The 24,420-nt window shown below is 73.6% G+C and carries 21 protein-coding genes; 14 read left to right on the top strand and 7 right to left on the bottom strand.

Annotated elements, in window-relative coordinates:
• Positions 1-11: 11 nt before the first annotated feature.
• The 5 genes from CLV70_RS13675 to CLV70_RS13655 form a co-directional block, all read right to left on the bottom strand.
• Positions 12-299, bottom strand: a complete 288-nt coding sequence (locus CLV70_RS13675) for an Lrp/AsnC family transcriptional regulator (RefSeq protein ID WP_106126821.1) — start codon at positions 297-299, stop codon at positions 12-14.
• A gap of 54 nt (positions 300-353) precedes the next feature.
• The gene (locus CLV70_RS13670) at positions 354-1,250 is read right to left on the bottom strand and encodes a sugar phosphate nucleotidyltransferase (RefSeq protein WP_106126820.1); all 897 of its coding nucleotides are present in this window, start codon (positions 1,248-1,250) and stop codon (positions 354-356) included.
• Entirely contained in the window at positions 1,247-1,768 is a 522-nt protein-coding gene (locus CLV70_RS13665; protein ID WP_106126819.1) for an NUDIX hydrolase, read from the bottom strand. The genes CLV70_RS13670 and CLV70_RS13665 overlap by 4 nt, the downstream gene beginning before the upstream one ends.
• A 117-nt stretch (positions 1,769-1,885) precedes the next feature.
• A complete protein-coding gene (locus CLV70_RS13660) occupies positions 1,886-3,658 on the bottom strand; it encodes a RelA/SpoT family protein (protein WP_106126818.1) in 1,773 nt (590 codons plus the stop codon).
• 75 nt (positions 3,659-3,733) lie between these two features.
• Positions 3,734-5,533, bottom strand: coding sequence for a DEDD exonuclease domain-containing protein (locus CLV70_RS13655; protein WP_106126817.1), 1,800 nt, complete (start codon positions 5,531-5,533; stop codon positions 3,734-3,736).
• A gap of 104 nt (positions 5,534-5,637) precedes the next feature.
• Between CLV70_RS13655 and CLV70_RS13650 the strand changes: the two genes are divergently transcribed.
• The 7 genes from CLV70_RS13650 to CLV70_RS13620 all read left to right on the top strand — a co-directional run bounded on the left by CLV70_RS13650 (position 5,638) and on the right by CLV70_RS13620 (position 14,466).
• Positions 5,638-7,050, top strand: coding sequence for an NYN domain-containing protein (locus CLV70_RS13650; RefSeq protein WP_106126816.1), 1,413 nt, complete (start codon positions 5,638-5,640; stop codon positions 7,048-7,050).
• Positions 7,051-7,225: 175 nt separating this feature from the next.
• The gene (locus CLV70_RS13645) at positions 7,226-7,381 is read left to right on the top strand and encodes a hypothetical protein (RefSeq protein ID WP_245908203.1); all 156 of its coding nucleotides are present in this window, start codon (positions 7,226-7,228) and stop codon (positions 7,379-7,381) included.
• A gap of 99 nt (positions 7,382-7,480) precedes the next feature.
• Positions 7,481-8,737, top strand: coding sequence for a M48 family metallopeptidase (locus CLV70_RS13640; RefSeq protein ID WP_106126942.1), 1,257 nt, complete (start codon positions 7,481-7,483; stop codon positions 8,735-8,737).
• Positions 8,738-9,677: 940 nt separating this feature from the next.
• Positions 9,678-10,832 carry a glycosyltransferase family 4 protein gene (locus CLV70_RS13635; RefSeq protein WP_106126815.1) on the top strand — a complete coding sequence of 385 codons (1,155 nt, stop codon included), beginning with the start codon at positions 9,678-9,680 and terminating at the stop codon, positions 10,830-10,832.
• A gap of 83 nt (positions 10,833-10,915) precedes the next feature.
• Positions 10,916-13,312: an ATP-binding cassette domain-containing protein gene (locus CLV70_RS13630; RefSeq protein WP_106126814.1), complete on the top strand. Its 2,397-nt coding sequence runs from the start codon at positions 10,916-10,918 to the stop codon at positions 13,310-13,312.
• Between the two features lie 41 nt (positions 13,313-13,353).
• Positions 13,354-13,974, top strand: a complete 621-nt coding sequence (locus tag CLV70_RS40395) for a TlpA family protein disulfide reductase (RefSeq protein ID WP_211303754.1) — start codon at positions 13,354-13,356, stop codon at positions 13,972-13,974.
• Between the two features lie 75 nt (positions 13,975-14,049).
• Complete coding sequence (locus tag CLV70_RS13620; RefSeq protein WP_106126813.1) at positions 14,050-14,466, top strand: DUF4395 domain-containing protein; 417 nt, start codon at positions 14,050-14,052, stop codon at positions 14,464-14,466.
• A gap of 334 nt (positions 14,467-14,800) precedes the next feature.
• Here CLV70_RS13620 and CLV70_RS13615 read toward each other — a convergent pair whose 3' ends face one another.
• Positions 14,801-15,469: a response regulator transcription factor gene (locus CLV70_RS13615; RefSeq protein WP_023359837.1), complete on the bottom strand. Its 669-nt coding sequence runs from the start codon at positions 15,467-15,469 to the stop codon at positions 14,801-14,803.
• Between the two features lie 7 nt (positions 15,470-15,476).
• The gene (locus CLV70_RS13610) at positions 15,477-17,168 is read right to left on the bottom strand and encodes a GAF domain-containing sensor histidine kinase (protein WP_106126812.1); all 1,692 of its coding nucleotides are present in this window, start codon (positions 17,166-17,168) and stop codon (positions 15,477-15,479) included.
• A gap of 96 nt (positions 17,169-17,264) precedes the next feature.
• On the opposite strand from CLV70_RS13610, the gene CLV70_RS13605 reads away from it, so the two are divergent.
• From CLV70_RS13605 to CLV70_RS13575, 7 genes are read left to right on the top strand one after another with little or no spacing between them, the layout of a single operon-like run.
• Positions 17,265-17,717, top strand: a complete 453-nt coding sequence (locus CLV70_RS13605) for an SRPBCC family protein (RefSeq protein WP_106126811.1) — start codon at positions 17,265-17,267, stop codon at positions 17,715-17,717.
• Between the two features lie 37 nt (positions 17,718-17,754).
• Positions 17,755-18,777 (top strand): hypothetical protein, encoded by a 1,023-nt coding sequence (locus CLV70_RS39105; protein ID WP_146164055.1) that lies wholly within the window; start codon positions 17,755-17,757, stop codon positions 18,775-18,777.
• 22 nt (positions 18,778-18,799) lie between these two features.
• Positions 18,800-19,750, top strand: coding sequence for an ROK family glucokinase (locus tag CLV70_RS13595; protein ID WP_106126809.1), 951 nt, complete (start codon positions 18,800-18,802; stop codon positions 19,748-19,750).
• A 10-nt stretch (positions 19,751-19,760) separates the two neighbouring features.
• Entirely contained in the window at positions 19,761-20,450 is a 690-nt protein-coding gene (locus tag CLV70_RS13590; RefSeq protein WP_106126808.1) for an endonuclease/exonuclease/phosphatase family protein, read from the top strand.
• Between the two features lie 40 nt (positions 20,451-20,490).
• Positions 20,491-21,834 (top strand): flavin-containing monooxygenase, encoded by a 1,344-nt coding sequence (locus CLV70_RS13585; RefSeq protein ID WP_106126807.1) that lies wholly within the window; start codon positions 20,491-20,493, stop codon positions 21,832-21,834.
• The gene (locus CLV70_RS13580) at positions 21,831-22,607 is read left to right on the top strand and encodes an alpha/beta hydrolase (protein ID WP_106126806.1); all 777 of its coding nucleotides are present in this window, start codon (positions 21,831-21,833) and stop codon (positions 22,605-22,607) included. Before CLV70_RS13585 ends, CLV70_RS13580 begins: the two co-directional genes overlap by 4 nt.
• Positions 22,608-22,655: 48 nt before the next feature.
• Complete coding sequence (locus tag CLV70_RS13575) at positions 22,656-24,407, top strand: hypothetical protein (protein WP_106126805.1); 1,752 nt, start codon at positions 22,656-22,658, stop codon at positions 24,405-24,407.
• The last annotated feature ends 13 nt before the right edge of the window (positions 24,408-24,420 follow it).

Raw genomic sequence — 24,420 nt, 5'->3', positions numbered from 1 at the left:
CCCGCGCGGGGTCAGTCGGCGTCGGGCAGCCCGATCGCGAAGGCGTCCTCCAGGTCGTGCTTCGAGTACGCCCGGAACGCGATGTGCGACTCGGTGTTGAGCACCCCGGGCGTCTTCGAGATCCGCCCGGCGATCACCTCGGCGATATCGTCGAACCGCGGCACCCGCACGATCGCGATCAGGTCCACGTTGCCGGCCACCGAGTAGACCTCGCTGACCCCGGGCAGCGCGGCCAGCGCCTCGGCGACCTCAGGAATCGAGTCGGTGGCGCAGTCGATGTGCACGATCGCGGTGTTCACGGAGGCTCCCTCGGGTCGGCGTCGGTTCATGCTAACGACCCGGGCGCCCCTTGATCAGGCGGCCACGGTCAGGTCTTCGCCGGCGCGGATGATCCGGCTCAGGTCCTCGCCGGCGGCGACGTGCGCACCGGGCCAGACGACGCAGCGGTCCACCCGGCCCTCGACGACCGCGCCCGCCCCGACCACCGACCGCTCGGCGTGCCCGCTGACCCTCGCCGAGGGGTCCACCAGGCCACCGATCCCGTCCGCGGCGGGCTGCCGGGGGACGGTCGGGTCGGGCGTGTCGGCGCCCTCGACCGGGACGCCGGCCGCGTGCAGGTTGGCCGCGAGATACCTGGCCGGGGTGCCGGTGTCGATGTAGACGCCGTCGTAGCCGATGAGCTCCAGCTCGCCCGCGGCCTCCGCCGGGCGCCACACCGTGCGGACCAGGTCGGAGAACTCCGGGCTGAGCTCGCGCACGTACCGCCACGGCAGCAGGGAGAAGCCGGCGAAGCGCCGCCCGCTGAAGCCGCCCGTGTCGCCGGGCGGCACCGGCTTCGTCAGCATCCGTACGGTCTCGCCGTCCCAGCCGTCGAGCAGCGCGGCGATGTCCTTGCCCGGCTCGCGCACTGCGTCCGCCAGGTAGGCGTCGGCGTTGCCGACCAGCACGCCGCGGCCGTCGATCCACCCGCGGAGCCGGCCGATCCCGCCGGCCGTGCCGAGCGGCCCGTCGGGCTCGACGGAAACATGCACCCGCTCCCCGGCGTGCGCCACGAGCTGCTCGGCCAGGTACGCGGCGTTGACCGCCACCATGGACGGCCCGTGCAGGCCGAGGCCGGCCACCCGCGCCAGGGCCCGGTCGAGCAGCGCGACGTTCCCGACCGGACAGAGCGCCTTCGGTACGCCCTCGGTCAGCGGCCGCAGCCGTTGCCCCTCACCCGCGGCCAGGATCACGGCGGCAACGGCGCTCATGACGACGCGGACGGGGTCTGCTCGGCCGCGCGGGGGCCGATGCCGTAGACGCCGAGGACCAGGGCCGTGTTCGGGGTCAGGCGGGGGAGGTCGTCGAGGGGGAACCAGACCGCCTCGAGGACCTCGCCGCCGTCGACGACGAGTTCGGTGGTGGAGGCGGGGACCGTACCCATGAAGACGGTGTCGACCCAGCCCTTGGGGTGCACGATGGCGTTCGGGACGGCCGGGGTGAGCTCGTCCGGGGCGATCCGGACGCCGGACTCCTCGTGCAGCTCGCGGGCGGCGCCGACCTCGGGTGCCTCGCCCTTCTTGAGCAGGCCGGCGGGCAGGCCCCAGCCCCGGCCGGGCGGCTGGCGCAGCAGCAGGAGCCGGCCGGGCTCGCGGGCGTCGCTGTCCCGCACGATGCACACCGCCCCGACCAGGTATTTCGGCGCGATGAGCCGCACGATCCGCCGGCGCACCGGGTGCGGCAGCCGATAGAAGCCCTGATATGCGGCGCCGCGCAATCGCCGAGGCATTTTCACGCCCCAAGGCTAGCGGGGCGCCGCCCGTCCCTCAGCCTGGGTGGCCCACCGGGCTCAGTCTGGGCGGCCCACCGGCTCAGCCTGGGCGGTGCGCCGGGTGGCCCGCCGGGCTCAGTCGGGGTGGTCCACCAGGGCGATCAGCTGCTCGACCACCTGGTCCGGCTCGAGGTTGCGCTCCGTCACGGCCACCAGCATGGTTTCCAGGTCCGGGTAGCCGAGCTCCTCCGCGAGCCGGCGCAGCGGCACCTCGCTCGCCAGGCCGCGGTCGTGCTTGCGCAGGGTCAGGCCGATCGTGGCGCGGCCGAGGCGGACCTTGTCGGCGATGCTGATGCCGGGGGAGTTCTCCTCCGCGAAGTACCGGTTGATCTGCATCTGGGCCTGCGTCGACTTGACGAAGCCCAGCCACTCCTTGCGGGGGCCGCGGGGAGCGATGCCCGGTTCGACCTCGACGCGGCCGTCGGTCTCGGTGAAGATCTCCACCACGTCGCCGTCGCGGAGCTGGGAACTCAGCGGTGCCAGCCGGCCGTTGATGGTCGCGGCGAGCGTCTGGTCACCCTTGTCGGGGCTGAGCTCGTACGCGAGGTCGACCGGGGTGGAGCCGGCCGGGAGCTCGAAGGTGCGGCCCTTGGCGAAGACCGTGATCTGGGCCTCGGCGAGGTCGCAGCGCAGCGAGTCGAGGAACTGGCCCGCGTCCGTGGTGTCCTGCTCCCAGTCGAGCACCCGCTTGAGCCAGGTGAGCTGGTCCGTGCCCGTCTCGGAGTCGAATTTCGGGTAGCGGTAGCCGGTGGCGACGCCGTACTCGGCGCAGCGGTGCATCGAGACCGTGCGGATCAGCACCTCGACGAGGCGGCCGTCGGGGCCGGTGACGGTCGTGTGCAGCGAGCGGTAGAGGTTGTTCTTGGGGGAGGCGATGAAGTCCTTGAAACGGCCGGCCACCGGGCGCCACTGGCCGTGGATGGCGCCGAGCGCGGCGTAACAGTCGGTCTCCGGGCCGTCGACCACGACGGCCAGGCGGGGCAGGTCGAACGGTACGGCGTGACCGCCCGCGACCGTGTCCTTCCAGATCGAGTAGTAGTGCCGGGGTCGCGGCTTCACGTCGGCGCTGACCCGCAGCCGGCGCAGCGCGCGCTGGGCCTCGACCGACACGGCACCGAGGTATTCGTCCCAGCCGGGGCGGTTCTTGACGTGCTCGTCGATGCGGGCGTACGACTCCGGCTCGAGGTGGTAGAGCACCACGTCGTCGAGGTCGCGCTTGAGGGCCTGGATGCCGAGCCGGTCGCAGAGCGGGACGAGCACGTCGAGCGTGGCCGTGGCGATGCGGGCCCGGGAGGCGGGGGAGCGGGCGTCGAGGGTGCGCATGTTGTGCAGCCGGTCGGCCAGCTTGATCACCAGCACCCGGACGTCCTTGCCGGCCGCGATGATCATCTTGCGGATCGTCTCGGCCTCGGCCACCTTGCCGTAGAACGCCTTGTCGAACTTGGTGACGCCGTCGACCAGGTGGGTGACCTCGGGGCCGAAGTCGCCGTGCAGCGTCTCCAGCGTGTAGCTCGTGTCCTCGACCGTGTCGTGCAGCAGCGCCGCGACCAGCGTGGTCGTGTCCATGCCCAGCTCGGCGCAGATCTGGGCGACGGCGAGCGGATGGGTGATGTACGGGTCGCCGCTCTTGCGGAACTGGCCGCGGTGCATGTTCTCGGCCACGGCGTAGCTGCGCCGCAGGATGCCGGCGTCGGCGGACGGATGGATCGCACGATGCGTGCGCGTCAGGGTGGTGACCGGGTCGTCGTCGTTGCCCTGAAAGCTCAGGAACGACCTCAGCCGCTGGGTCAGCGGCGCCGTCGGCAGGGCACGTCCAAGGGCGGCGCCGTGGCCGGCGTCGACGTCCACTCGGACACCCCCTCCCGGATCGATCGCACCCTACGCGCGGATCCCACCGATTTCTCGGCTTTGCAGCCGCGTGCCCTACAGCCTAAGCGAGCGAGCGTCATCCGAACGGGCAGTTACGGATGAGCGAACGGGTGAGTCTCTTCTCGACGCCGCGGCTTCGGCCCTGGTGAGCAGCCTACTGAACCGCGCTGCGCCACGCGCCGGTGACACCCAGTCGCCGGAAGTTTCCACCAGCCGGGTGTCCGGCCGCTCGAGCCATGCCAGGATCCGCTCGGTCTCCTCCGCCGACGCCGCCGGAACCGGTCCCGGTCCGGGTAGGACCGTCTCCGCCGTCGCCCGGGCCAGGTCCAGGGTCGGCCGGGGATGCAGGCGCGGCGGCGAGGTCGCGGCGGCGGCCAGGCGGCCGTGCCGGACCACCACGATCTCCCATCCGTACGCGTCGTTGCGCCGCGCCGCCACCAGCTCCTCGATCCGGGTCAGCGCCCCCAGCTTCTGCATCCGCACGACGGCCCGCAGCAGCGCGACGAGGCGGGACCGGACGACCGCCGCCTCCTCGTAACGCTGCCGCTGCGACAGTGCCTCGATCCTCGCCAGGAGGGCCTCCACCAGGGGCTCCGGGTCGCCGTGGGTGGCGGTGCGAAAGGGCAGCGCGGCGCTCTGGGCGTACGCCTCAGGGGTTATCCGGTGCTCGCAGGGCGCCGGGCATCTCCCCAGCTCGGCCAGCGCGCAGGCCGGCGTGACCGTCCTGGTGGAGAGCTTGTGGGTGCATTGGCGCAGCGGCACCGCGTCGTAGACGGCCGCCGCGGCGAGCTCGGCGGTGCGCCGCGACGAGAACGGCCCGAGATAGGCGGCGTCGTCGTCGGCGAGCTGCCGCACGACCGACAGCCGGGGGTAGGCCTCCGCGGTCAGCTTCAGCCACACCACCCGCTCCGGATACTTCGAGCGGCGGTTGTACGGCGGCGCGTGCGCGGCGATCAACCGCAGCTCACGCACCTCGGCCTCGAGCGAGTGCGCGCACTCCACCGCCTCCACCCGGGTCGCGGCGGCGATCATCTCCGACATCCGGGCCCGCTTCTCGCCGGCCGTGAAGTAGCTGCGCACCCGGGTCGCGATGTCCACCGAGGTGCCGACGTAGAGCGGCCGCTCGTCGGCGGCGCGGAACACGTAGACCCCCGGCACGTGCGGCAGGTTGTCGGCGAGATGGCGTTTGCGCCGCTGGGCGGGGGTGACCGCCTTGGCGAACTCGATCGCGTCGCCGAGCGTGTGCACCTTGAAGCTGCCCAGCCGCTCGATCAGCCCGTGCAGGACGTCCACGGTCGCCTTGGCGTCGTCGAGCGCCCGGTGGGTGGGCTGCACCCGGGCGTGGAAGAACTGCGCCAGCGTGCCCAGCTTGCGGTTGGGCACCTCGTCGCGGGTCAGCGCCCGGCGGGCCAGGGCCGCGGTGTCCAGCACGCGCAGCTGCGGCCAGGCATGCCCGTGCCGGGCGCACGCGGCCTTGAGGAAGCCCACGTCGTAGGGCGCGTTGTGGGCGACCAGCACCGACCCGCGCAGGAACTCGAGCAGACTCGGCAGCACGGCCTCGATCGGCGGCGCCGGCGCCAGCATCGCCTCGGTGATGCCGGTCAGCACGGTGATGAACGGCGGCAGGCGCTCACCCGGGTTGACCAGGGTGCCGAGCACGCCCAGCTCCTCACCGGCGCGGACCTTGACCGCCCCGATCTCGGTGATGCCGCCGCCGTCCGGCGCCCCGCCGGTCGTCTCCAGGTCGAGCACCACGAACGTCGTGTCCCGCAGCGACAACGCCGCCGGATCGACGGAACCGTCGGCGCTCAGGAGGGTGTCCAGAGTGCCTTGGACATATGCCGGTTGTGCCACGGCGGGCAATCTAGGGCCCGGGTACGACATTCTCCGGGTCCGTACCCGAAAAGATCACTTGCCTCCGCAAGCTTTTCCGCTGCCCACGGTGGGAGAATAGAAAAATGTCCGCGCCGCAGGAGTTCGCCGACCACCCCTCCGAGGAGGAGGCGGCGGCTCCTGCTGCCTTGGGCGGTTCCTCTTCGGTCTCGCTGGAGGGTGACGACGGCGGTGCGCCGGAGCCGGCCCTGCCCGAGCCCGTCCGGCAGCGGATCACCGCGCTGACCGCGGCCGCCCTGCCCGGCATGCCGGGCGAGGAGATCCCCGTCGCCCTCCGGCGGGTTGCCCGGTTCGCCCCCAATCGTCGGGCTCGGCTCGGCGGCGCCGCGCTCGCCGCCCAGCTCACCTCGGACCCGCTGTTCCGCCAGCGCATCGGCACCCGGGTGGTCGCCGAGACCGGCGACCTGGGCGCCGCCGTCGCCGCCGGCATGGCGCCCGCCGCGGCCGACCCCGTCGAGGTCGCCGCCCTCGCCTACCTGGCCCGTCCCACCGGCTGGCGCGAGCTGGTCGAAGCGGCCGGCGAATCGGTGCGCGCCGAGGCCGACAGCGCCGCCGTCGCCGGCCAGATCCGGGACGCCGAGCACCGTGCCGCCCGTGCCGAGCACGACCGGGCGGTCGCCCGGGTGGAGGCCGACAAGCTGCGCGACGAGCTCGCCCGGGTGCGGGAGGAGCTGGGCCAGCTGCGCGAGGAGGCCCGGACCACCGCTCGCGCGCTGCGCGAGACGCAGGCGGCCCACAAGCGGGCCAGCGATCTGCTGGCCACCGAGAAGGGCCGCGCGGCGAAGGTGGCGGCCGATCACGATGCCGAGGTACGCCGGTTGCGCACGCGCCTGGCCGAGGCGGAGGCGGCGGCCGCCTCGGGCAAGCAGAGCGCGAAGGACGCCCGGGCCGCCGACGACGCCCGCCTCTGGCTGCTGCTGGAGACGATCGGGCAGGCGGCCTCCGGGCTGCGCCGCGAGCTGGCCATCGGCCCGGCCGACAAGCTGCCCGCCGACTTCGTGGCCGACGCCTCCGCCGACCGCCCGGGGGCGCAGGAACGCTCCCGCCCCCGCGCCCAGGACACCGACGACCCCGGCCGCCTCGACCAGCTCCTCGCGCTGCCGCGGGCCCACCTGATCGTGGACGGCTACAACGTCACCAAGCGCGGCTTCGCCGACATGTCGCTCGAGCAGCAGCGCAAGCGTCTGATCACCGGGCTGGGCGGCATCGCGGCGCAGACCGGCGACGAGGTCACGGTGGTGTTCGACGGGGCGGAGCGGGTGCACGGCCTGCCACCGGCGCCCCGCGGCGTCCGCGTGCTGTTCTCGCGCAAGGGCGACACCGCCGACGAGCTCATCCGCCAGCTCGTCCGGGCCGAACCGGCGGGCCGCGCGCTCGTGGTCATCTCGTCGGACCGGGAGGTCGCGGACGGCGTACGCCGGCACGGGGCGTACCCGATGGGAGCTGACTCACTGCTGCGGCGGCTCGCCCGGTCCTGATTTTTGTCATACCCCCTCCATAGCGTGACTGTCACCGATGGTGGTCGGTCCGCGACAGGCACTTCCCCCGGATCGCGGCCGCACCACCCTCGGGCACGAGGAGGAAGTGATGATCATCGACTGCGGCCGTTGCCCCGGTAGGGGACGCGGATGCGAGGGTTGCCTGATCAAGGCGATGGCGGACACGCCCGACGGCATCAGCGACCTGACCCCGGGCGAGCTGCGCGCGATCGAGGCGTTCGAGCTGGCGGGCTTCGAGGTGGAGCTGCTCGAGACGCCGGAGCCGCCGGTGGCGGTCCCGCTGTACCGCCGCCACGGCCACGTGGCGTGATCAACATCCCGGTTCCCCGGTTATCCACAGGGGTCGGCCGGGGTGGGTGAGGACGTGCCTAGGATGGGCGATCACGACGGCGGGACGGAGGCGCAGGGCATGACACCTCGGCTGTGGGCTGCCTGCACGCTCGCCGTGCTCCTCGTCGTCCTGATCGTCTACACAGCCGTGACCATCCCGTGGCACCGGCCTCCCGCGCCCCGCGCCGACCAGCTCGCGGCGCTCGGGCAGCTCCCCGCCGACCAGGTCGCCCGCGCCCGGGAGTTCCATGCGGCGCTGCGGCCCGGGGCGTACGGCGGGATGGCCGTGGGGCTGGCCGGGGCGTTGCTGCTGGGGTTGACGCCGCTGGGCTCGCGCCTGGTGTCGTGGGCCGGGCGCCCGTTCGGAGATCACTGGATCGCCCAGGCGGTGCTCGGAGGGCTGCTCATCGTGCTCGCCGCCGAGGTGCTCACCCTGCCGTTCGCGGCGTGGCGGCACTCGATCGTCGCCCGCTACGGCATCTCGACCCAGACGTGGGGAGCCTGGACGGTCGACGTCGCCAAGTCGTTCGCCGTGGGCGCGGTCATCGGCGCGCTGGCGTTGCTCGGCTTCTTCACGGTGACCCGCCTCGCGCCGCGCTGGTGGTGGGCCTTCGGGGCGGCGGGGGCGGCGGCGCTGGTCGTGCTGCTCTCCTTCGTGCTGCCCGTCGTGGTCGAGCCGATCTTCAACAGGTTCACGCCGATGGCCGCCGGTCCGCTGCGCACGTCGTTGATGGAGCTGGCCGCGCGGGACGGCGTACCCGTCAAGGACGTTCTCGTCGCCGACGCCTCGCGCCGCACCCGGGCGGTCAACGCGTACGTCTCGGGCTTCGGCCCCACCCGCCGGATCGTCGTCTACGACACGATGCTCACCGAGGCCACCCCGGACGAGGTGGTGTCGGTGGCGGCACACGAGCTCGGCCACGCCAAACGCAACGACGTCCTGACCGGCACGATCATCGGCGCGCTCGGTGCCGCCGCGGCGGTGATCGCGCTGTACCTGCTCGGGTCGCTGGGCTGGCTGCTGCGCTGGGCCGGCGTCGGCACGATGGGAGAACCGAAGGCGATCGCGCTGCTCCTCGCCCTCGTCGCGATCGCCGGCCTGCTGGGCGGCCCGGCCCAGGCCCTGATCTCCCGCCGCGTCGAGGCCCGGGCCGACGCCCACGCCCTCGAACTGACCGGCGACCCGGCCGGCTTCGAATCCATGCAACGCCGCCTCGGCACCGTCAACCTCTCCGACCCCGACCCGCCGGCCTGGGAGTACGCCATGTCAGCCTCACACCCCTCCACGGTCGAACGCATGGCAGCCGCCCGCGCCTACGCCCGAGGCGAACGATGACCCCCGCCTCCCACCCACCCCGGCCCACCCCGGTCCGCCCCTCTGCCACGGCGAAGGCTGCCGTCCACTCACCCCGGCCCACCTCAAACCGGTCCGCCAGACGGCCGCCTGCCGCGGCGGTGGCGCCCGCCGTCCACCCACCCCGGACCGCCTCGGCCCTGCCCGCCGCCCGCCCCTCCGCCGCGGCGGTGGCTTCCGTCCACCCACCTCGGGCCCTCTCGTCCCTGGCCGCCGGCCGGCGGTCTTGCGCGGCGGTGGCTTCCGTCCACCCGCCCCGGGCCCTCTCGTCCTTGCCCGCCGGCCGGCGGTCTTGCGCGGCGGTGGCTTCCGTCCACCCACCTCGGACCCCCTCGGCCCCGCCCGGCAGGCCGCCGTCTGCCGCAGTGGTGGCCGCCGTGCGGCAGCCCGCTCGGGTCGAGCTCGGCGCCCGCCGGCCCGCTCGGGCTGTGACCGACGGGTGCCGGCCGGCCGCTGCTGTCGGTGAGCTGCAGCGGCTCGCTCCGCGTGTGGCTGGCGTGCCCCGCTCTTTCCCCTGTGTGGCTGGCGTGCCTCGCCCCTTCGCGCGTGTGGCTGGCGTGCCTCGCCCCTTCACGCGTGTGGCTGGCGTGCCCAGCCCCGTCCCGTGCGTGGCTGATCTGCCCCGCTCCTTGCCGCGCGTGGCCGGTCTGCCGCGGCCTGCGCCGATCGCGGTTGGCGCGCGTCGCTCGGCCTCGCGCGTGGCCGGCGTGCGGCGGGTCGTCTTGAACGCGGGTGGTGTGGGGTCGCGTGTCTCTGGTGCGGCTGGGGGACGGCGGCGCGTCTCGGGTGCGGCGGGTGGGCGGCGGGTGGCTGTTCTTGCGGGCGGTTCGGTGGGCTTTGTTATTGACCTCGCGCGGCTGGGGGCCGGCTGCGGGCGGTCCAGTGGGTCGTTGATGGGGCTTGCCGGAATGGGGGTGCGCTGATGGGGCGGACGCTGCTCGTCACCAACGACTTTCCGCCGCGGCCCGGGGGGATTCAGCAGTTCGTGCACAACCTGGCTGTGCGGCAGCCGGCCGGGGCGGTTGTTGTCTATGCGTCGACGTGGCGGGGGGCCGAGAAGTTCGACGCCGAGCAGCCGTTCGAGGTGGTGCGGGAGAAGACCGGGGTGCTGCTGCCCACGCCGGCCGTGGCGCGGCGGGCCGGCGAGCTGGCTCGGGCGTACGGATGTGACAGCGTCTGGTTCGGGGCTGCCGCTCCGCTGGGGTTGCTGGCCGACGGGTTGCGGCGGCGGGCCGGGGTGGAGCGGGCGGTGGCGCTGACGCATGGGCATGAGATCGGGTGGGCCGCGTTGCCCGGCGCCCGGCAGTTGCTGCGGCGGATCGCGCGGGGCAATGACGTGGTCACCTACCTGACCGAGTTTCAGCGGGTTCGCCTGGACCGGGCGTTGCGGGGGCTCACGTCGTTGGAGCGGCTCACCCCGGGCGTCGATGTGGACGCTTATCACCCTGCGGTCGACGGGTCCGGGGTGCGGGCGAAGCACGGTCTCGGGGACCGGCCGGTGGTGGTGTGCGTCTCGCGGCTGGTGGCGCGCAAGGGGCAGGACATGCTCATCCGGGCTCTGCCGGCGATCCGGCGCCGGGTGGCCGGGGCGGCGTTGCTGATCGTGGGCGGGGGGCCGTACCGGGAGAAGTTGCAGGCCCTGGCCCGGTCCGAGGGCGTCGAGTCCGATGTGATCTTCACCGGGTCGGTGCCGTGGGAGGAACTGCCGGCGCACTACGCGGCGGGGGACGTCTATGCGATGCCGTGCCGCACGCGTAGCGCCGGGCTCGACGTGGAAGGGCTGGGCATCGTCTACCTGGAGGCGTCGGCGACCGGGCTTCCGGTGCTCGCGGGCGACTCGGGTGGCGCGCCGGACGCCGTCCGGGAGGGCGAGACCGGCTACGTGGTGAGCGGCCGCGACGTGCCGGCGATCGCGGACCGGCTGGCCGGCCTGCTGGCGGACCCGGAGGCGGCGCGGCGGATGGGCGCGGCCGGACGGGCGTGGGTCGAGCGCGAATGGCGTTGGGAGACCAAGGCCGCCCGCCTCGGCGAGCTGCTGCGGCACGAGGGAGAGGAAGGTCGAGTGCGGCATGAGTGAGTAGTCACTCCATGTATACGGATAGACACGCTTTGTGGTGAGAGGGTAGGAACGGCTGAGAGCCCACGGGACGGGAGCCGTTGATGCAGGACGCCAACCCGCCAGCCGCCAACCCCCACACCGCCGACCCCCGAGGCGTCACCCCTCAGCACGCCGATCCGCAGGACGTCGATCCGCGAGGCGTCAGCCCTCAGGACGCCGATCCGCAAGACGTCGGCCCTCAGGATGTCGGCCCTCAGGATGTCGGCCCTCGGGACGCCGACCTGCGGGACGTCAGCCAGTCGGCCGGCAACCCCCACGACCCGGACGCGCGGGATGGCGACCTGCGCGACGCTGACCTGCGCGACGCTGACCTGCGCGACGCTGACCTGCGCGACGCTGACCTGCGCGGCGCTGACTCGGGTCACGCCGACCTGCGCGTCGGTTCGCCGGGCGTCGACCCGCCGGGCGTCGGCTCGCCCGGCGTCGACCCGCGCGCCACGGTCGAATCGCCCGGTTCGGAGGGCCGCGACCCGCTCCCGCCGGGTGACCCGCCCGGTGACCCGTCCGGGGGCCGGTCCGCTGCCGGTGAGCCGTCCGGCGCGCCGCCCGCCGCCGGCACTGAGCTTTCCGGTGAGGATGCGGGGGAGTTGCAGCTGCCGTACTGGCTCACCAGCACCGAGGAGGCCGCCAACACCAGCTTCGCCCGGATGTGCAGGCGGCTGCCTCGGCTTCTGCGGGCCGCGTGGGCTCTGGCCTGGCAGGCCAGTCGTCGTACCACCATTGCCGTTGTTGTGCTTCAGGTGCTCGGGGGGCTTGCCAGTGCTGCCGGGCTGATCAGTGTTGTCGGGGTGTTCGACGGGCTGTTGCGGGAGGGGCCCACGCCGGAGCGGGTGCGGGCCGCCGTGCCGTCGCTGGTTCTGCTGGTGTTTGCGGTGGCTGTCCGGGGTGCGCTCAGTTCGGCCGCGGCGGCGGCGAACGGGCGGTTGTCGCCGCGGGTGTACGAGGCCGCCGAGATGCGGTTGCTCGACCTGACGACCAGTGTCGGGCTGTCCACGTTCGACGATCCGGGGTGGCGCGATGCCATGGAACGGGCCCGGGACCGGGGCATCAACGCCGCGCAGATGCTCGTCGACCGGGCCATCGAGCTCGGTACGAACTTTATCGGGCTGGCCGCCGCGGCCGGGGTGCTCGGCGTGCTGCACCCCGTACTGTTGCCGCTTCTCGTGGTTTCGGTCGTGCCCATCGCCTGGGCCGCGGTGCGGTCCGCCCGGCTCGGCTACCGGCAGCAGTTGCGGTTCATCGCGGTGTGGCGGCGGCAGCGGATGCTCGCCCATCTGCTCGCGGCGCGGGAGCCGGCGGCCGAGCTCCGGGCCTTCACCGTACGGGGATATCTGCTCGCCGAGATCAAGCGGCTGCTGTCCGCCGCCACCGTGCAGGAGATCAAGCTTGCCGAGCGTCAGGTGCGCACCACCATGGTCGGCAACACGCTTAGTGGGATCGCGACCGGGCTCACGTACGCGGTGCTGCTCTGGCTCCTGTGGACCGGCCGGATGGAGCTGGCGGCCGGCGGCGCTGCCGCGTACGCGATCAGCATGGGGATCTCGAAGCTCACCGAACTCGCCTACAGTGCCAACCGGGTGTTCGAACAGGGCCTGTACTTCGCGGACTTCCAGGGATTCTGCGAGATGTCGAAGGCCCGCGACGAGAGCGGGACCGGCCGTGCCGCACCCGCCGGGTTCGCCGAGATCCGCCTCGACGGCGTCACCTTCGCCTACCCCGACGCCGAGCGCCCGGCCGTCCAGGAGGTCAGCATGACGCTGCGGCGCGGCGAGATCATCGCGCTCGTCGGCGAGAACGGTTCCGGCAAGTCGACCCTCGCCGGCCTGCTCGCGGGGCTCTACCAGCCGCAGACCGGGCGGATCACGTGGGACGGCCGGGACCTGCGGACCTGCGACCCCGAGTCGATCCGCCGGCGCGTCGCCGTCGTCATGCAGGAACCGACCCGCTGGCCCCTCTCCGCGCGGGTCAACATCACGATCGGACGGTACGAGCGGAGCACGCACCTCCCCGAGGTGCACGCGGCGGCCCGGGCCGGGGATGCCCACGAGTTCGTGATGGAACTCCCGCGCCAGTACGAGACGCTGCTGTCACGCCACTTCACCGACGGCGCGGACCTCTCCGGCGGGCAGTGGCAGCGCCTGGCCGTGAGCCGCGCCTTCTACCGCGACGCGGCGCTGCTGATCTGCGACGAACCCACCGCGAACCTCGACGCGCGGGCGGAGCACGAGGTGTATCTGCGGCTCCGGGACCTGGCGGCCGGCCGTACCGTCGTGCTGATCACCCACCGCATGGCCAGCGTGCGCGAGGCGGACCGCATCTACGTGCTCGACCACGGCTCGGTGGTGGAGGAGGGCGATCACCGTACGTTGATGGCGGCGGAGGGGATCTACGCGCAGCTGTTCACGTTGCAGGCGAGCGCGTACCAGCCCGCGTCGTAGGTCACATCGCTTCCGGGGCGGGCGCGTGCCACAGTGAGGGAATGGATGCCGCCGGGCTGGTCGTCGCCGTCGCGGTCGTCGTGGCCGGCGTCGCGATCGGCTTGTGGCGCCGCCGAACCGACGGCCGGCTGCGGGCCGGTGGTCGGCTCCGGACTGACGGCCGGCTCCGGACTGACGGCCGGCTGCGGGCCGGTGGTCGGCTGCGGGCCGGCGGTCGGCTCCGGGCCGTCTCCGGCAGGGTCCTCGATGACGCGGGTACGGAGGACAGCGACGTGATCGAGTCCGCAGCAGCGGGTCGTCCTGCCCCGCCGTCCGTTCCCGAGCCCCCGGCGGCCGGCGGTGACCGGATCGATCCCGCCGTGCTTGCCGCGCTGGGCGTGCAGCCGGCCGAGGCCACGCTGCTGCAGTTCTCCTCCGCGTTCTGTGCGCCGTGCCGTGCGGTGCGGCGGGTGAGTGCCGAGGTCGCCGCGATGATTCCCGGCGTGCAGCACGTCGAGGTCGACGCCGAGAGCCACCTGGACGCCGTGCGGGCGCTGGGGATCTGGAAGACGCCGACGCTGCTGGTGCTCGACGCCGACGGCCGGGTGGCGAGGCGGGCCACCGGCGTATCGGGCAAGCCGCAACTCATCGCCGCCCTCGGCGAGCTGCTTCCCGCCCGCTGACCAGGGAATCTGCACCTTTGCGCCGGTGATGCAACACACGGCCGGCGGGCGCCTCCGGCGTGCGACAGTCCACTCATGCAGCTCGACCCGCGCGGCCCTCGCTTCGCCGCGGCGCTGACCACCGCCGTCCTCGTGATCGTCCTGGCCACCGGCTGGGGCTGGCTCGCCCTCGCCCAGACGGTGGTCTTCGCGATCACCGCCGCCGACCCCCGCCGCGGCCCGTACGCGCTGCTCTACCGCGCCCTGATCGCCCCGCGCCTGGGCCCGCCGGCCGAGCGCGAGGACGCGGCCCCCGTCCGCTTCGCGCAACTCGTCGGCTTCGTCTTCCTCGCCGTCGCCTCGGCCGGCTACCTGACCGGCGCCGCGGCGCTGGGCCTGGCCGCCACGGCCTTCGGGCTGCTCGCGGCCTTCCTCAACGCGGCGTTCGGACTCTGCCTCGGCTGCGAGGCCTACCTGGCGGCCCGCCGCCTCACCACCCGCCGTCCCGCCTGACGACCGCCCCGCGAGGGCGGCCCGGGGCCACAAAAAATCTTGCTTCCAGAAACGCCGAAATTGCCAGGTCCGTGCCGGAAAACGGTTAACGTCGCCTACCCGAGAAGGGCCCGGAGGCGGTCTGAAGCGGCCCCCGGAGCGGCGCTGGAGCGGCCCCGGAGTGGGCCCGGAGTGGGCCCGGAGTGGGCCCGGAGTGGGCCCGGAGTGGCCTTGAGAAAAGGCCGAAACCGCCCGGAGCGACCCGGAGGCCGGGACGACCGGAGCAGCCCGAGCCCGGAACGGCGACCGCCCGCCACCCCAGCGGGGCGACGGGCGGCTCAGTGCGCCGGCGAGATCAGAACTTGGGCGCGTCCGGTGCTTCGAGGAGTCCCAGCCGTAGTGCCGTCATCAGCGCCTGGGCTCGGTTGGCTGCTCCGAGTTTCTCGTACAGCTTGGAGATGTGGGTTTTCGCCGTCGACTCCGAGACGAAGAGTTGTTTGGCGATTCCCGCCACGCTCATTCCGTCGGCGAGCAGGCGCAGGACCTGGCCCTCGCGGGGGGAGAGCTGGGGGCCCGACGGGGCGAGGCGGCGCTTCATCGCCTCGGCCAGGTCGGCCGCCGTGAAGGCGCTCGGGGCCGAGGCCGCGTGGCGGGCTGCCGCCACGACCTCGTCGGCCGGGGCCGTCTTGGGGACGAAGGCGCTGGCACCGGCCTCGAGGGCGCCGAAGAGCTGGTCGTCGCCCGCGTACATGGTGAGGACCACGATGCCCATGTTGGCGTTGTTCTTGCGCAGGGCACGGGTCGCTTCGAGGCCGCTGCCGTCGGGCAGGCGCAGGTCCATGATGACCACGTCGGGCTGGAGCGCGCCGGCCTGGCGGACGGCCTCGGCGGCGGTGGCGGCCTCGCCGACCACCTCGAACTGCCGGTCCCGCTCGAACGCGTGCCGCAGCCCCTTACGGATCAGGTCGTGATCGTCGACGAGGAGCACCTTGGTGCGGGTCGTCGGCATCGGACTGGTCGACATGCTCGGGTTACTCCCCTTCTGGTGCGGAAACGCTATCCCGCACGCTATCGCGCCGAGCGGAGGTTCCGAGCACTACCGCAACGGTTGTCCCGCTGGGGTGTCGTGGTCTGATCTCCAGCCGGCCTCGGATACGTTCCGCCCTCTCGGCCATGATCGCAAGGCCGTAGCGCCCGTCGGGGCGGTCGTCGGCAAACCCCTTGCCGTCGTCGGTGACCTCGATCTGCGCGTACGGCGGGTCGACGGTGCACGTCACCCACAGGTTCGAGGCGCCGGCGTGCTTCCGGGCGTTCGTGATCGCCTCCTGGGCGATGCGCAGCAGTTCCGCCTCGGTCGCGGCGGGCAGGCGTGCGGTGGACTCGTCGAAGGTGAAGTGCACCCGCAGGCCGGCCGACGTGCCGAGGGTACGGGCGTACTCGGCGATGGCCGCCGCGAGGCCGCCGTTGCGGTCCACCTCGGAGCGCAGCTCGAACAGGCTGAGCCGCAGCTCGGTGATGACCCGGGTGACCTCGCCGCGCAGGGTGCGCAGTTCCTCGGCGGTCTCGTCGGCGCCCTCCGGCAGCGTCGCCTGCGCGTTGTCGATGCCGTAGCCGACCATGACGAGTTCCTGGGCGACGCCGTCGTGGATCTCGCGGGCGAGGCGCTGACGCTCCTCATTGGTCGCGAGCGAGCGGACCTCGTCGAAGAGCAGGGCGGCCTCCAGCCGCAGGGCGGCCGGGCCGGTCACCTCGGTCACCCGGGAGATCACCGCCGACGGGTACGCGTTCGGCACGTCCGCCTCGAGGATCACCAGCCCGATCGTGCGTACGCCGGCGACCAGCGGCACGACCAGCGACGACGCCTCCCCGCCCTGGTGCGAGCGGGCCTGGGAACGGGACGCGGTCTGCGGCTGCTGGGTGGCCCACGCGTCCGCGATGGCCGAGTCGGCGTCGAGGGTGACCTCCCAGTCGACGCGTTCGGCGCCGGTCTGGGCGAGCACGACGAGGCGCCCGCCGCCGCTGGCCGACAGCACGGCCGCGCGGTGCCCGGGAGCGACGACGCGCAACTCCTCCAGCAGGTGCTCGGAGATGCCGCCCGGGTCGAGGGTGGCACCGGGCAGCGAACGGGCGACGCTGCGCAGCTGGGTGAGCAGGCGGGTGGCTTCCGCGTACGGCTGGGGCTTGTTCTCGGCCGGAGCCATCAGCTGCCGCATGGTGTCCGCGGCGAAGGTGACGATCGCGCCGAGGACCAGCCACTGACCGCCGGCGGCAAGATAGCCCAGCTGGGTGATGATCGTCTCGCCGTCCTCGGCGAGCATGCCGCCGACGACCATCGCGACGGCCGCGACGCCGAGCAGGGCCGCGCCCTCGGTCGGGCGCCGGCGCAGGGCGGCCGTGAGCAGCGGCACGGCCAGGTACGGCAGGACCGCCTCGGCGCCGAAGCCGGCGTCGAAGGTCCCGGAGATGTTCGCGGCCGCGGCGATCGACCCGGCGGCCAGGCCGGTGACCGCCACCTCGGCGAAGCGGCCCAGCGGCGCGGCGAAGCGGTGGTCCGGGGCGAAGAACGCGGGCAGGGCGGCGACCAGCAGCAACGCTATCCAGCGCAGTTGCCCGGGCTCCTTGGTGGCGATCTGGGTGAGCGCCGCGACGAGCGCGAGCATGACGAGACGGGCGGCCACCGCGAGCGGGTGGACGCGCACGGAAGCGCGGGCTGAGGCGGACACGTGACGGATCGTAGCCGGACGCTCCGGAAACGGCCCATCGTCCGTTGCGGCCGGGGGTCGCCCGGTCCGGGTCCGGCACGAGGTAGCCTGCCAGCCATGGCGGACACCTCGACGCAGTCGATCCAGGTAAAGGCGCCCCTCGACCAGGTGGCCGCGGTGATCTGCGACTTCCCCCGCTACCCGGAGTGGGCGGACGCGATGAAGCGGGTGGAGGTCGTCGAGGAGTACGACGACGGCTACGCGGCCCAGGTCCGGTTCGTCCTGGACGCCGGACCGCTCGCCGACGACTACACGCTCGAGTACGCGTACGCCGACGACCTGTCGCGCATCGAGTGGCACCTCGTGGCACCGTCGAAGATGCAGAAGACGCTGAACGGCTCGTACGACCTCACCGACGCGGGCGACGGCACGACGACGGTGACGTACATGCTCGAGGTGGAGCTCAACATCGGCATGCTCGGCATGTTCAAGCGCAAGGCCGAGAAGATGATCATGGACACGGCGCTCAAGGAGTTGAAGCGCCGGGTCGAGAGCCTCGCCAAGACGTGACGGCCGTTCGCACCACGGCGCGGGAGGGGCTCCGACCATGACTGGGACCACGGGAACGGCACGCCAGGAGGCGGAACGGCTGGTCGCCGCCCTGCTCGCGATGGTTTCGCAGGGCGGTCGCGAGGGCCTGGGCGACCTGCTCACGGGAGCGGTCGGTCAAATCTTCTCCGGTACGGGCACCCAGCCGCACACAAGCAGCACCGGGTGGGCGACCGGCACGGCCGAGTGCTGCGTGTGCCCGATCTGCCGGACGATAGCGGCCCTGCGCGACCCGACCCCGCAGACCGCCGAACGCCTGGCCGCGGGCGCGGGGGATCTCGCCACCGGAGTGGCCACGATCATGCGCGCCTTCTCCACGATCGCGGGCGCCACCGCCGCCACCCCGAAGCCCCGGCCGGCCTCGCGCCCGGAACCCACGCCGGACGAGGCCTGGTCGGCGGCCACCCGCCGGAACGCCGAGCCGCCGCCCGCCCGGAAGCCGGACGAAACGCTGGACCCGTGGGGCGCCGCCACCCGCACCCCGCCGGAGCCGCCCCGGAGCGAACCCGAGACCGCCGGCCCGGGCGAGACCGCCGGCCCGGGCGAGACCGCCGGCCCGGGCGAGACCGCCGCTCCGGGCGAGGCCGCCGGCCCGGGCGAGACCGTCGGCCCGGGGGGCGCCGGCCCGGGGTCGGATGTCGATCCGGCGAACGCCGGCTCGCCGGACGGGAGCGGGACCGGTGATCCGTGGGCTGCCGCCACGCGAGCTCCGGCCGATGCGGCTGCCCGGCACGAAGCGGGGGCGCGGCAGGAGAGCCCGGCCACCGGTGCGGTCGCGTCCGCGGGAGGGCGCCGGGCCGCCGCTGCTTCCGGGGACTCCGGACCGCGTACTGAAAAGTCTGGTTTGTCCGGTCGTGGAGATGTCTGGGCGGCTGCCGTCGCGGATGGCGGGTTCCGGGGGGAAACCGGCGTGGCGGGAAGCGGCAGCGTAGATCATGATGTGGCGGCACAAGGGACACCGGCTGCGGCCGAGGACCACGGGAGCCGGCCGGGCGACGACGCCCCCGGCGACGTGGTGTGACACAACAGAGGGGACGGGCAGCGTGACGCTGACCATCGGAGTCGACGTGGGCGGCACGAAGGTGGCCGGCGGGGTGGTGGACGACACGGGCGCTGTGCTGGCCCAGACGCGCCGGGACACCCCCGCGGACGACCCGGCCGGCACGCGCGACACGATCGTGGCGGTCGCCGCCGAGCTGGCGGCGCTGCACCCCGGGGCGAAGGCGGTCGGGATCGGCGCGGCCGCGTGGATCGACGCGGCCGGGTCGACGGTGCTGTTCGCGCCCAACCTGGCGTGGCGGGACGAGCCGGTGCGCGACTACGTGGCCAAGGCCGTCGGGCTGCCGACCGTGCTGGAGAACGACGCCAACGTCGCGGCCTGGGCGGAGTTCCGGTTCGGGGCCGCGCGGCAGGCCGACGACTCGATGGTGATGATCACCGTGGGGACCGGGATCGGCGGCGGGATCGTGCTCAACGGCGCGCTGTGGCGGGGCGCGAACGGGATCGCCGGGGAACTCGGCCACATCCAGTCGGTCAACGGCGGGCATCCCTGCGGCTGCGGCCGGCTCGGCTGCCTGGAGCAGTACGCGAGCGGCAACGCGCTGGTCCGCTTCGCGCGGGCGGGTGCGCGGCAGGAACCGGACCGGGCCGCGCACCTGCTGGGGCTGGCCGGCGGCGACCCGGTGGAGATCACCGGCCGGATGATCACCGAGGCGGCGCAGGCCGGCGACGGCGTGGCCCGCGACGCGTTCGCCCAGATCGGCTACTGGCTGGGCGTGGCGATGGCCGACCTGGCCCAGGCGTTCGACCCGCAGGTGCTGGTGGTCGGCGGCGGCGTCATCGACGCGGGTGACCTGCTGATGGGGCCGACCGAGCGGACGTACCGGGACCAGCTGGCCCAGCGGGGGCGGTTCCCGGTGGCGGAGATCAGGGCCGCGGAGACCGGCAACACCGCCGGGGTGCTCGGCGCCGCCGACCTGGCCCGCCGGATCTGAGGGGGACGACGTGTCCGGGGTGCGGCTGCGGGTGCTGAGCTACAACGTGCACGGCTTGCGCGACGACCGGGCGGCGCTGACCGGCCTGGTGCGGGAGCTGGCCCCGGACGTCGTCATCGTGCAGGAGGCGCCGCGGCGCTTCCGGTGGCGGCACAAGTGCGCGGCGCTCGCCGACGACTTCGGCATGGTGGTCGCGGCGGGCGGCCTGCCGTCGCTGGGCAACCTGCTGCTGGTCAGCCTCCGGGTGCGGGTGCACGACACCTGGTGCCTGCGCTATCCGCTGACCCCCGGCCGGCACCTGCGCGGCGCGGCGTTCGCGCGGTGCACGGTGCCCGGCGGCCGGTTCACGGTCTCCGGGTCGCACCTCGCGACCGACCCCACCGAGCGGCCCGAGCAGGCGGCGGTGTGGAAGGAGGCGCTGTCCGCGGTGGAAGGCCCGCTCGTCGCGGGCGGTGACCTCAACGAGGGGCCGGGCGGAGGCGCGTGGCGTACGGTCGCCGACGGCCTGGTGGACACCGCCTCCCGGGGCGGCGGGGCGACGCTGACGTTCCCGGCCACCCTGCCGCGGCAGCGCCTCGACGCGCTGTTCGTCTCGCCCGGCATCGAGGTCGACCGCTACGAGGTGGTGGAGAACGACACGGCCCGCCGGGCGAGCGACCATCTGCCGGTCCTGGCGGAGCTGATTCTCCCGGCGGATTGACCCCTTCCGGGCGTGCCACGCGTTCTGCGAGGATTCTCCGGTGCACGACACCCCTGACATCGCCGACCGGCACGACGCGGTCTGCGTGATCGGCGCCGGCGCCAGCGGCCTGGTGACCGTCAAGAACCTGCGCGAGCAGGGCTTCTCCGTCGACTGCTACGAGCGGGAGACGTCGGTCGGCGGCGCCTGGAACTGGCGCCACGACCGCAGCCCGGTCTACGCGAGCACCCACCTGGTGACGTCGCGCCCGCTGACCGAGCTGCCGGACTTCCCGATGCCCGACGACTGGCCCGACTACCCGCACCACACCCAGCTCCTGGCCTACCTCGAGCGGTACGCGGAGCACTTCGGACTGCGCGACAGCATCTGGTTCGGCACCGAGGTGGTCGCGGTGACCCCGGTCGGCGACGGCCGCTGGGACGTCACCACGCGCGGCACCGGCGGCGGCGCGGAACGGGTGCAGCGCTACGCGGCGGTCGTGGTCGCCAACGGGCACAACTGGTCGCCGAAGCCGCTGTCGGTGGACACGTCGGCGTTCCGGGGGCGGGTGATGCACGCGGCGGCGTACAAGGACCCGGCGCAGCTGCGCGGCCGGAAGGTGCTGGTCGTGGGCGGCGGCAACACCGGCTGCGACATCGCGGTCGAGGCGGCGCAGCAGGCCACCACGGTGTGGCACTCGACCCGGCGCGGCTACTGGTACGCCCCGAAGTACGTCTTCGGCCGCCCGGCCGACCAGGTCCACGACAAGCTCCTCGAGCAGCGGGTGCCGCTGCGGCTGCGGCAGTGGCTCTACCACCTGGCCGTGCGGCTGACCGTCGGCGACGTGACCCGGTTCGGCCTGCCCGCGCCCGACCACCGGCCGTACGAGAGCCACCCGGTCGTCAACAGCCAGCTCGTCTACTACGTGGGCCACGGGCGGATCACGCCGGTCCCGGACGTCGTCCGGCTCGAGGGCGCCACGGCCGAGTTCGCCGACGGCCGCCGCGTGGAGCCCGACCTGGTGATCACCGCCACCGGCTATCTGCCGCGCTTCGAGTTCCTCGCCCCGGACCTGCTCGACATCGACGAGGACGGCAAGCCCGACCTGCACCTGCACGCCTTCGCCCGGCGGCACCCGACGCTGGCGGTGGTGGGGCTGGTGCAGGCCGACGCCGGGCTGCTGCCGCTCGCCCACTGGCAGAGCGTGGCCGTCGCCCGCTGGCTGCGGTTGCGCCTCACCGATCCGGACCGGGCGGTGGCGGTGCAGCAGCGCGAGTCGACGCGGCCGCTGCGGTCGTGGACCCGGCTGCGCGTCGTACCGTCGTCCCGGCACTGGTTCGAGGTCAGCCACACCAACTACCTGCGCGCCCTCGAGGACCTTCTGAAGCAGATGGAGCCGGCATGAAGCTGGAGTTGGTGCGGTTCAAGGACTGGACCGACCCCGTTCCTTCCGTACGCCGGGAGGTGCTGAGCGCCCTGCCGCACCCCGACGACGGCCAGCCTCCGCTGCTGTTCGTGCCGGGGCTGGGCCACGGCGCCTGGGCGTTCCGGGAGCACTGGCTCGGGCACGTCGCCTCGCGCGGGTTCGCCGCGTACGCCCTCAGCCCCCGCGAGCAGGGGTCGCTGCGCGCGTACGCGCACGACGTCGTGCAGGTGGCCGCCGGGCTGCCCCGCCAGGCCGTGCTGGTCGGCCACGGCGTCGGCGCGCTCGTCGTCGCGCACGCGCTCGCGCGGTATCCGGCCCGGGCCGCGGTGCTGGCCGCGCCGGTGCTGCACGGCCGGGCGGCGCTCGGGGCGGCGCTGCGGACCAACCCGCTGGGCACCCTCCCCGCGTTCTTCGGCGGCGGCCTGAGGCTCAGCCGCAGGCAGTTGTTCGCCGGCGATCCGCCGGGTGCGGACGCGTACGTCGAACGGCTGACGCGGGCGCCCTCGGCCGTCTACCGCTCGCTGCTGACGGCGCCCGGGCCGGCCGACCCGGTGGGGGCGCCGCCGGCCCTGGTGGTGGGCAGCCCGGACGACCGGATCGTGACCCGCAAGGCGCTCGACCGTGCGGCGGCCCGCTTCGGCGGCGCGCCGCTGCTGTTCCCCGGCATGGGCCACGATCTGATGCTCGAGCCGGGCTGGCAGGAGCCGATCGACGCCATCCTCGACTGGCTGGTCAAGGAACTCGCCGGGTAGACCCCCCTTTACCCACGCCTTATCCTGGCGCCCGTACGGTCCTCGGTCATGGTCGACTCGCTCACATCCGCGCCCGCGCGCCCGGCAGGGGAGGTCTCCGTGCCGGCTCCGTCGCGATGGCGCCGCGTCCGCCCGCACGCCGCGGCGGCGGTCGTGTACCTCGGACTCGGCGTGCTGGTGATGGGCAAGTACGCCGTCGACCCCGCCGGGCGCATCTCCTCGCACCTGTCCGGCGACAACACGTGGTTCCAGTGGCTCCTGTCGCACGGTGCGTACTCGGTGCGGCATCTGAGCAACCCGCTGTTCTCCACCCAGCAGAACGCGCCGGACGGCGTGAACATGATGGCGAACACGTCGGTGCTGGGCGTGACCCTGCCGATGGCGCCGGTGACGATGCTGCTCGGGCCGGCGATCGGCTACTTCATCTGGATGGTCGGGGCCTGCGCCGCCACCGCGTTCAGCGCGTACTGGGTGCTCCAGCGGTACCTGGTGAAGTCGCGGGCGGCGGCGTTCGTGGCCGGCGCGTTCGCGGGCTTCGCCCCGGGCATCATCCACCACGCGAACGGCCAGCCGAACTTCGTCTCGAACTTCGCGCTGCCGCTGATCGTGGCGCGGGTGGCCCGGCTCGGCATCGACGGCCGCTGGCGGCGCGACGGGCTGATCCTCGGCGCGCTCGTCACCTACCAGCTGTTCATCAACGAGGAGTTGCTGCTCATCACGGCCGTCGGCAGCCTCGTGCTGACGATCGCGTACCTGGCGATGCGCCCGGCGGCAGCGCGGGCGCGGGCGGGGGCGTTCCTGCGGGCGCTCGGGGTCACCGCGGTCGTGGCGGGGGTGCTGTGCGCGTACCCGATCTGGTTCCAGTTCCACGGGCCGATGTCGTTCTCGAGCATGCCGTACTTCACCGACTGGGGTGAGGACCCGCTCGCGTACCTGACCTTCGCCCGGGACACGCTCGCCGGCACCCCGGCGTCCGAGGCGACCGTCGGGCGCACCGAGCAGAACAGCTACTTCGGCTGGCCGCTGACCCTGCTCGCGCTGGCGCTCGGCGTCCTGCTGTGGCGGCAGTCGATCATCGCGCGGGTCGCCGCGGTCACCGCCGTCGTGGTCGGCTTCCTCTCGCTCGGCCCGATCCTGCGCATCGGTGGCCTGGTCACCGACACGCCCGGCCCGCTCGCCATGATGCCGAAGAAGATGCCGGTCTTCGGGCTGCTCATGCCCAGCCGGCTGACCTTCGTGGTGATCGGCGCGATCGTGGTGCTGATCGCCCTCGGCTGGGAGCGGATGCGCCGCCCGTACGGCCAGGTGGCGATCGCCGCCGCGCTGCTGCCGATCATCCCCACCCCGGTGCCGACGGTGCCGGAGCGGCCGGCGCCGGAGTTCATCACGTCGGGCGCCTGGCGGCCGTACGTGACCCCCGGCCACACCCTGGTGCCGGTGCCGCTGCCGGACGACTGGCGCGGCCGCGAGGAGCTGGGCTGGAGCGCGACGGCGCTGCACGAGTTCGCGGTGCCCGAGGGCTACTTCCTCGGCCCGAGCCTGGACGGCCACGGGAAGATGGGCCCGGCGCAGACCGGCACGCTGACCCGGCTGGTGCACGAGACGGCGAAGTCCGGGACCGTGCCCGTGCTGACCGAGGCCGACCGGGCGGCCGTCCGCGCCGACGTGGCGCACTGGAGCGGTGCCGTGCTGGTGATGCGCGCGGACCCCTTCCAGGAGCCGCTGCGCAAGCTCGTCGAGCAGGTGTACGGCCCGGCGAAGCAGGACCGGGACGTCTGGGTCTGGGTCCCCACCCCCTGAGCCGGCCCGCGGG

Origin of the sequence: Pseudosporangium ferrugineum, from assembly GCF_003002065.1 — a bacterium.
In the GTDB taxonomy this organism is placed as follows: domain Bacteria; phylum Actinomycetota; class Actinomycetes; order Mycobacteriales; family Micromonosporaceae; genus Actinoplanes; species Actinoplanes ferrugineus_A.
The sequence above is the reverse complement of the archived record's forward strand: the minus strand, read 5'-3'. Positions and strand labels throughout refer to the sequence as shown.

Bases quoted from the DNA above. Each gene is read 5' to 3' on its own strand.
- CLV70_RS13670 (WP_106126820.1), bottom strand. From the start codon at position 1,250: ATGAGCGCCGTTGCCGCCGTGATCCTGGCCGCGGGTGAGGGGCAACGG.
- CLV70_RS13665 (WP_106126819.1), bottom strand. From the start codon at position 1,768: ATGCCTCGGCGATTGCGCGGCGCCGCATATCAGGGCTTCTATCGGCTG.
- CLV70_RS13650 (WP_106126816.1), top strand. From the start codon at position 5,638: ATGTCCGCGCCGCAGGAGTTCGCCGACCACCCCTCCGAGGAGGAGGCG.
- CLV70_RS13645 (WP_245908203.1), top strand. From the start codon at position 7,226: ATGGCGGACACGCCCGACGGCATCAGCGACCTGACCCCGGGCGAGCTG.
- CLV70_RS13640 (WP_106126942.1), top strand. From the start codon at position 7,481: ATGACACCTCGGCTGTGGGCTGCCTGCACGCTCGCCGTGCTCCTCGTC.
- CLV70_RS13635 (WP_106126815.1), top strand. From the start codon at position 9,678: ATGGGGCGGACGCTGCTCGTCACCAACGACTTTCCGCCGCGGCCCGGG.
- CLV70_RS13630 (WP_106126814.1), top strand. From the start codon at position 10,916: ATGCAGGACGCCAACCCGCCAGCCGCCAACCCCCACACCGCCGACCCC.
- CLV70_RS40395 (WP_211303754.1), top strand. From the start codon at position 13,354: ATGGATGCCGCCGGGCTGGTCGTCGCCGTCGCGGTCGTCGTGGCCGGC.
- CLV70_RS13620 (WP_106126813.1), top strand. From the start codon at position 14,050: ATGCAGCTCGACCCGCGCGGCCCTCGCTTCGCCGCGGCGCTGACCACC.
- CLV70_RS13615 (WP_023359837.1), bottom strand. From the start codon at position 15,469: ATGTCGACCAGTCCGATGCCGACGACCCGCACCAAGGTGCTCCTCGTC.
- CLV70_RS13605 (WP_106126811.1), top strand. From the start codon at position 17,265: ATGGCGGACACCTCGACGCAGTCGATCCAGGTAAAGGCGCCCCTCGAC.
- CLV70_RS39105 (WP_146164055.1), top strand. From the start codon at position 17,755: ATGACTGGGACCACGGGAACGGCACGCCAGGAGGCGGAACGGCTGGTC.
- CLV70_RS13580 (WP_106126806.1), top strand. From the start codon at position 21,831: ATGAAGCTGGAGTTGGTGCGGTTCAAGGACTGGACCGACCCCGTTCCT.
- CLV70_RS13575 (WP_106126805.1), top strand. From the start codon at position 22,656: ATGGTCGACTCGCTCACATCCGCGCCCGCGCGCCCGGCAGGGGAGGTC.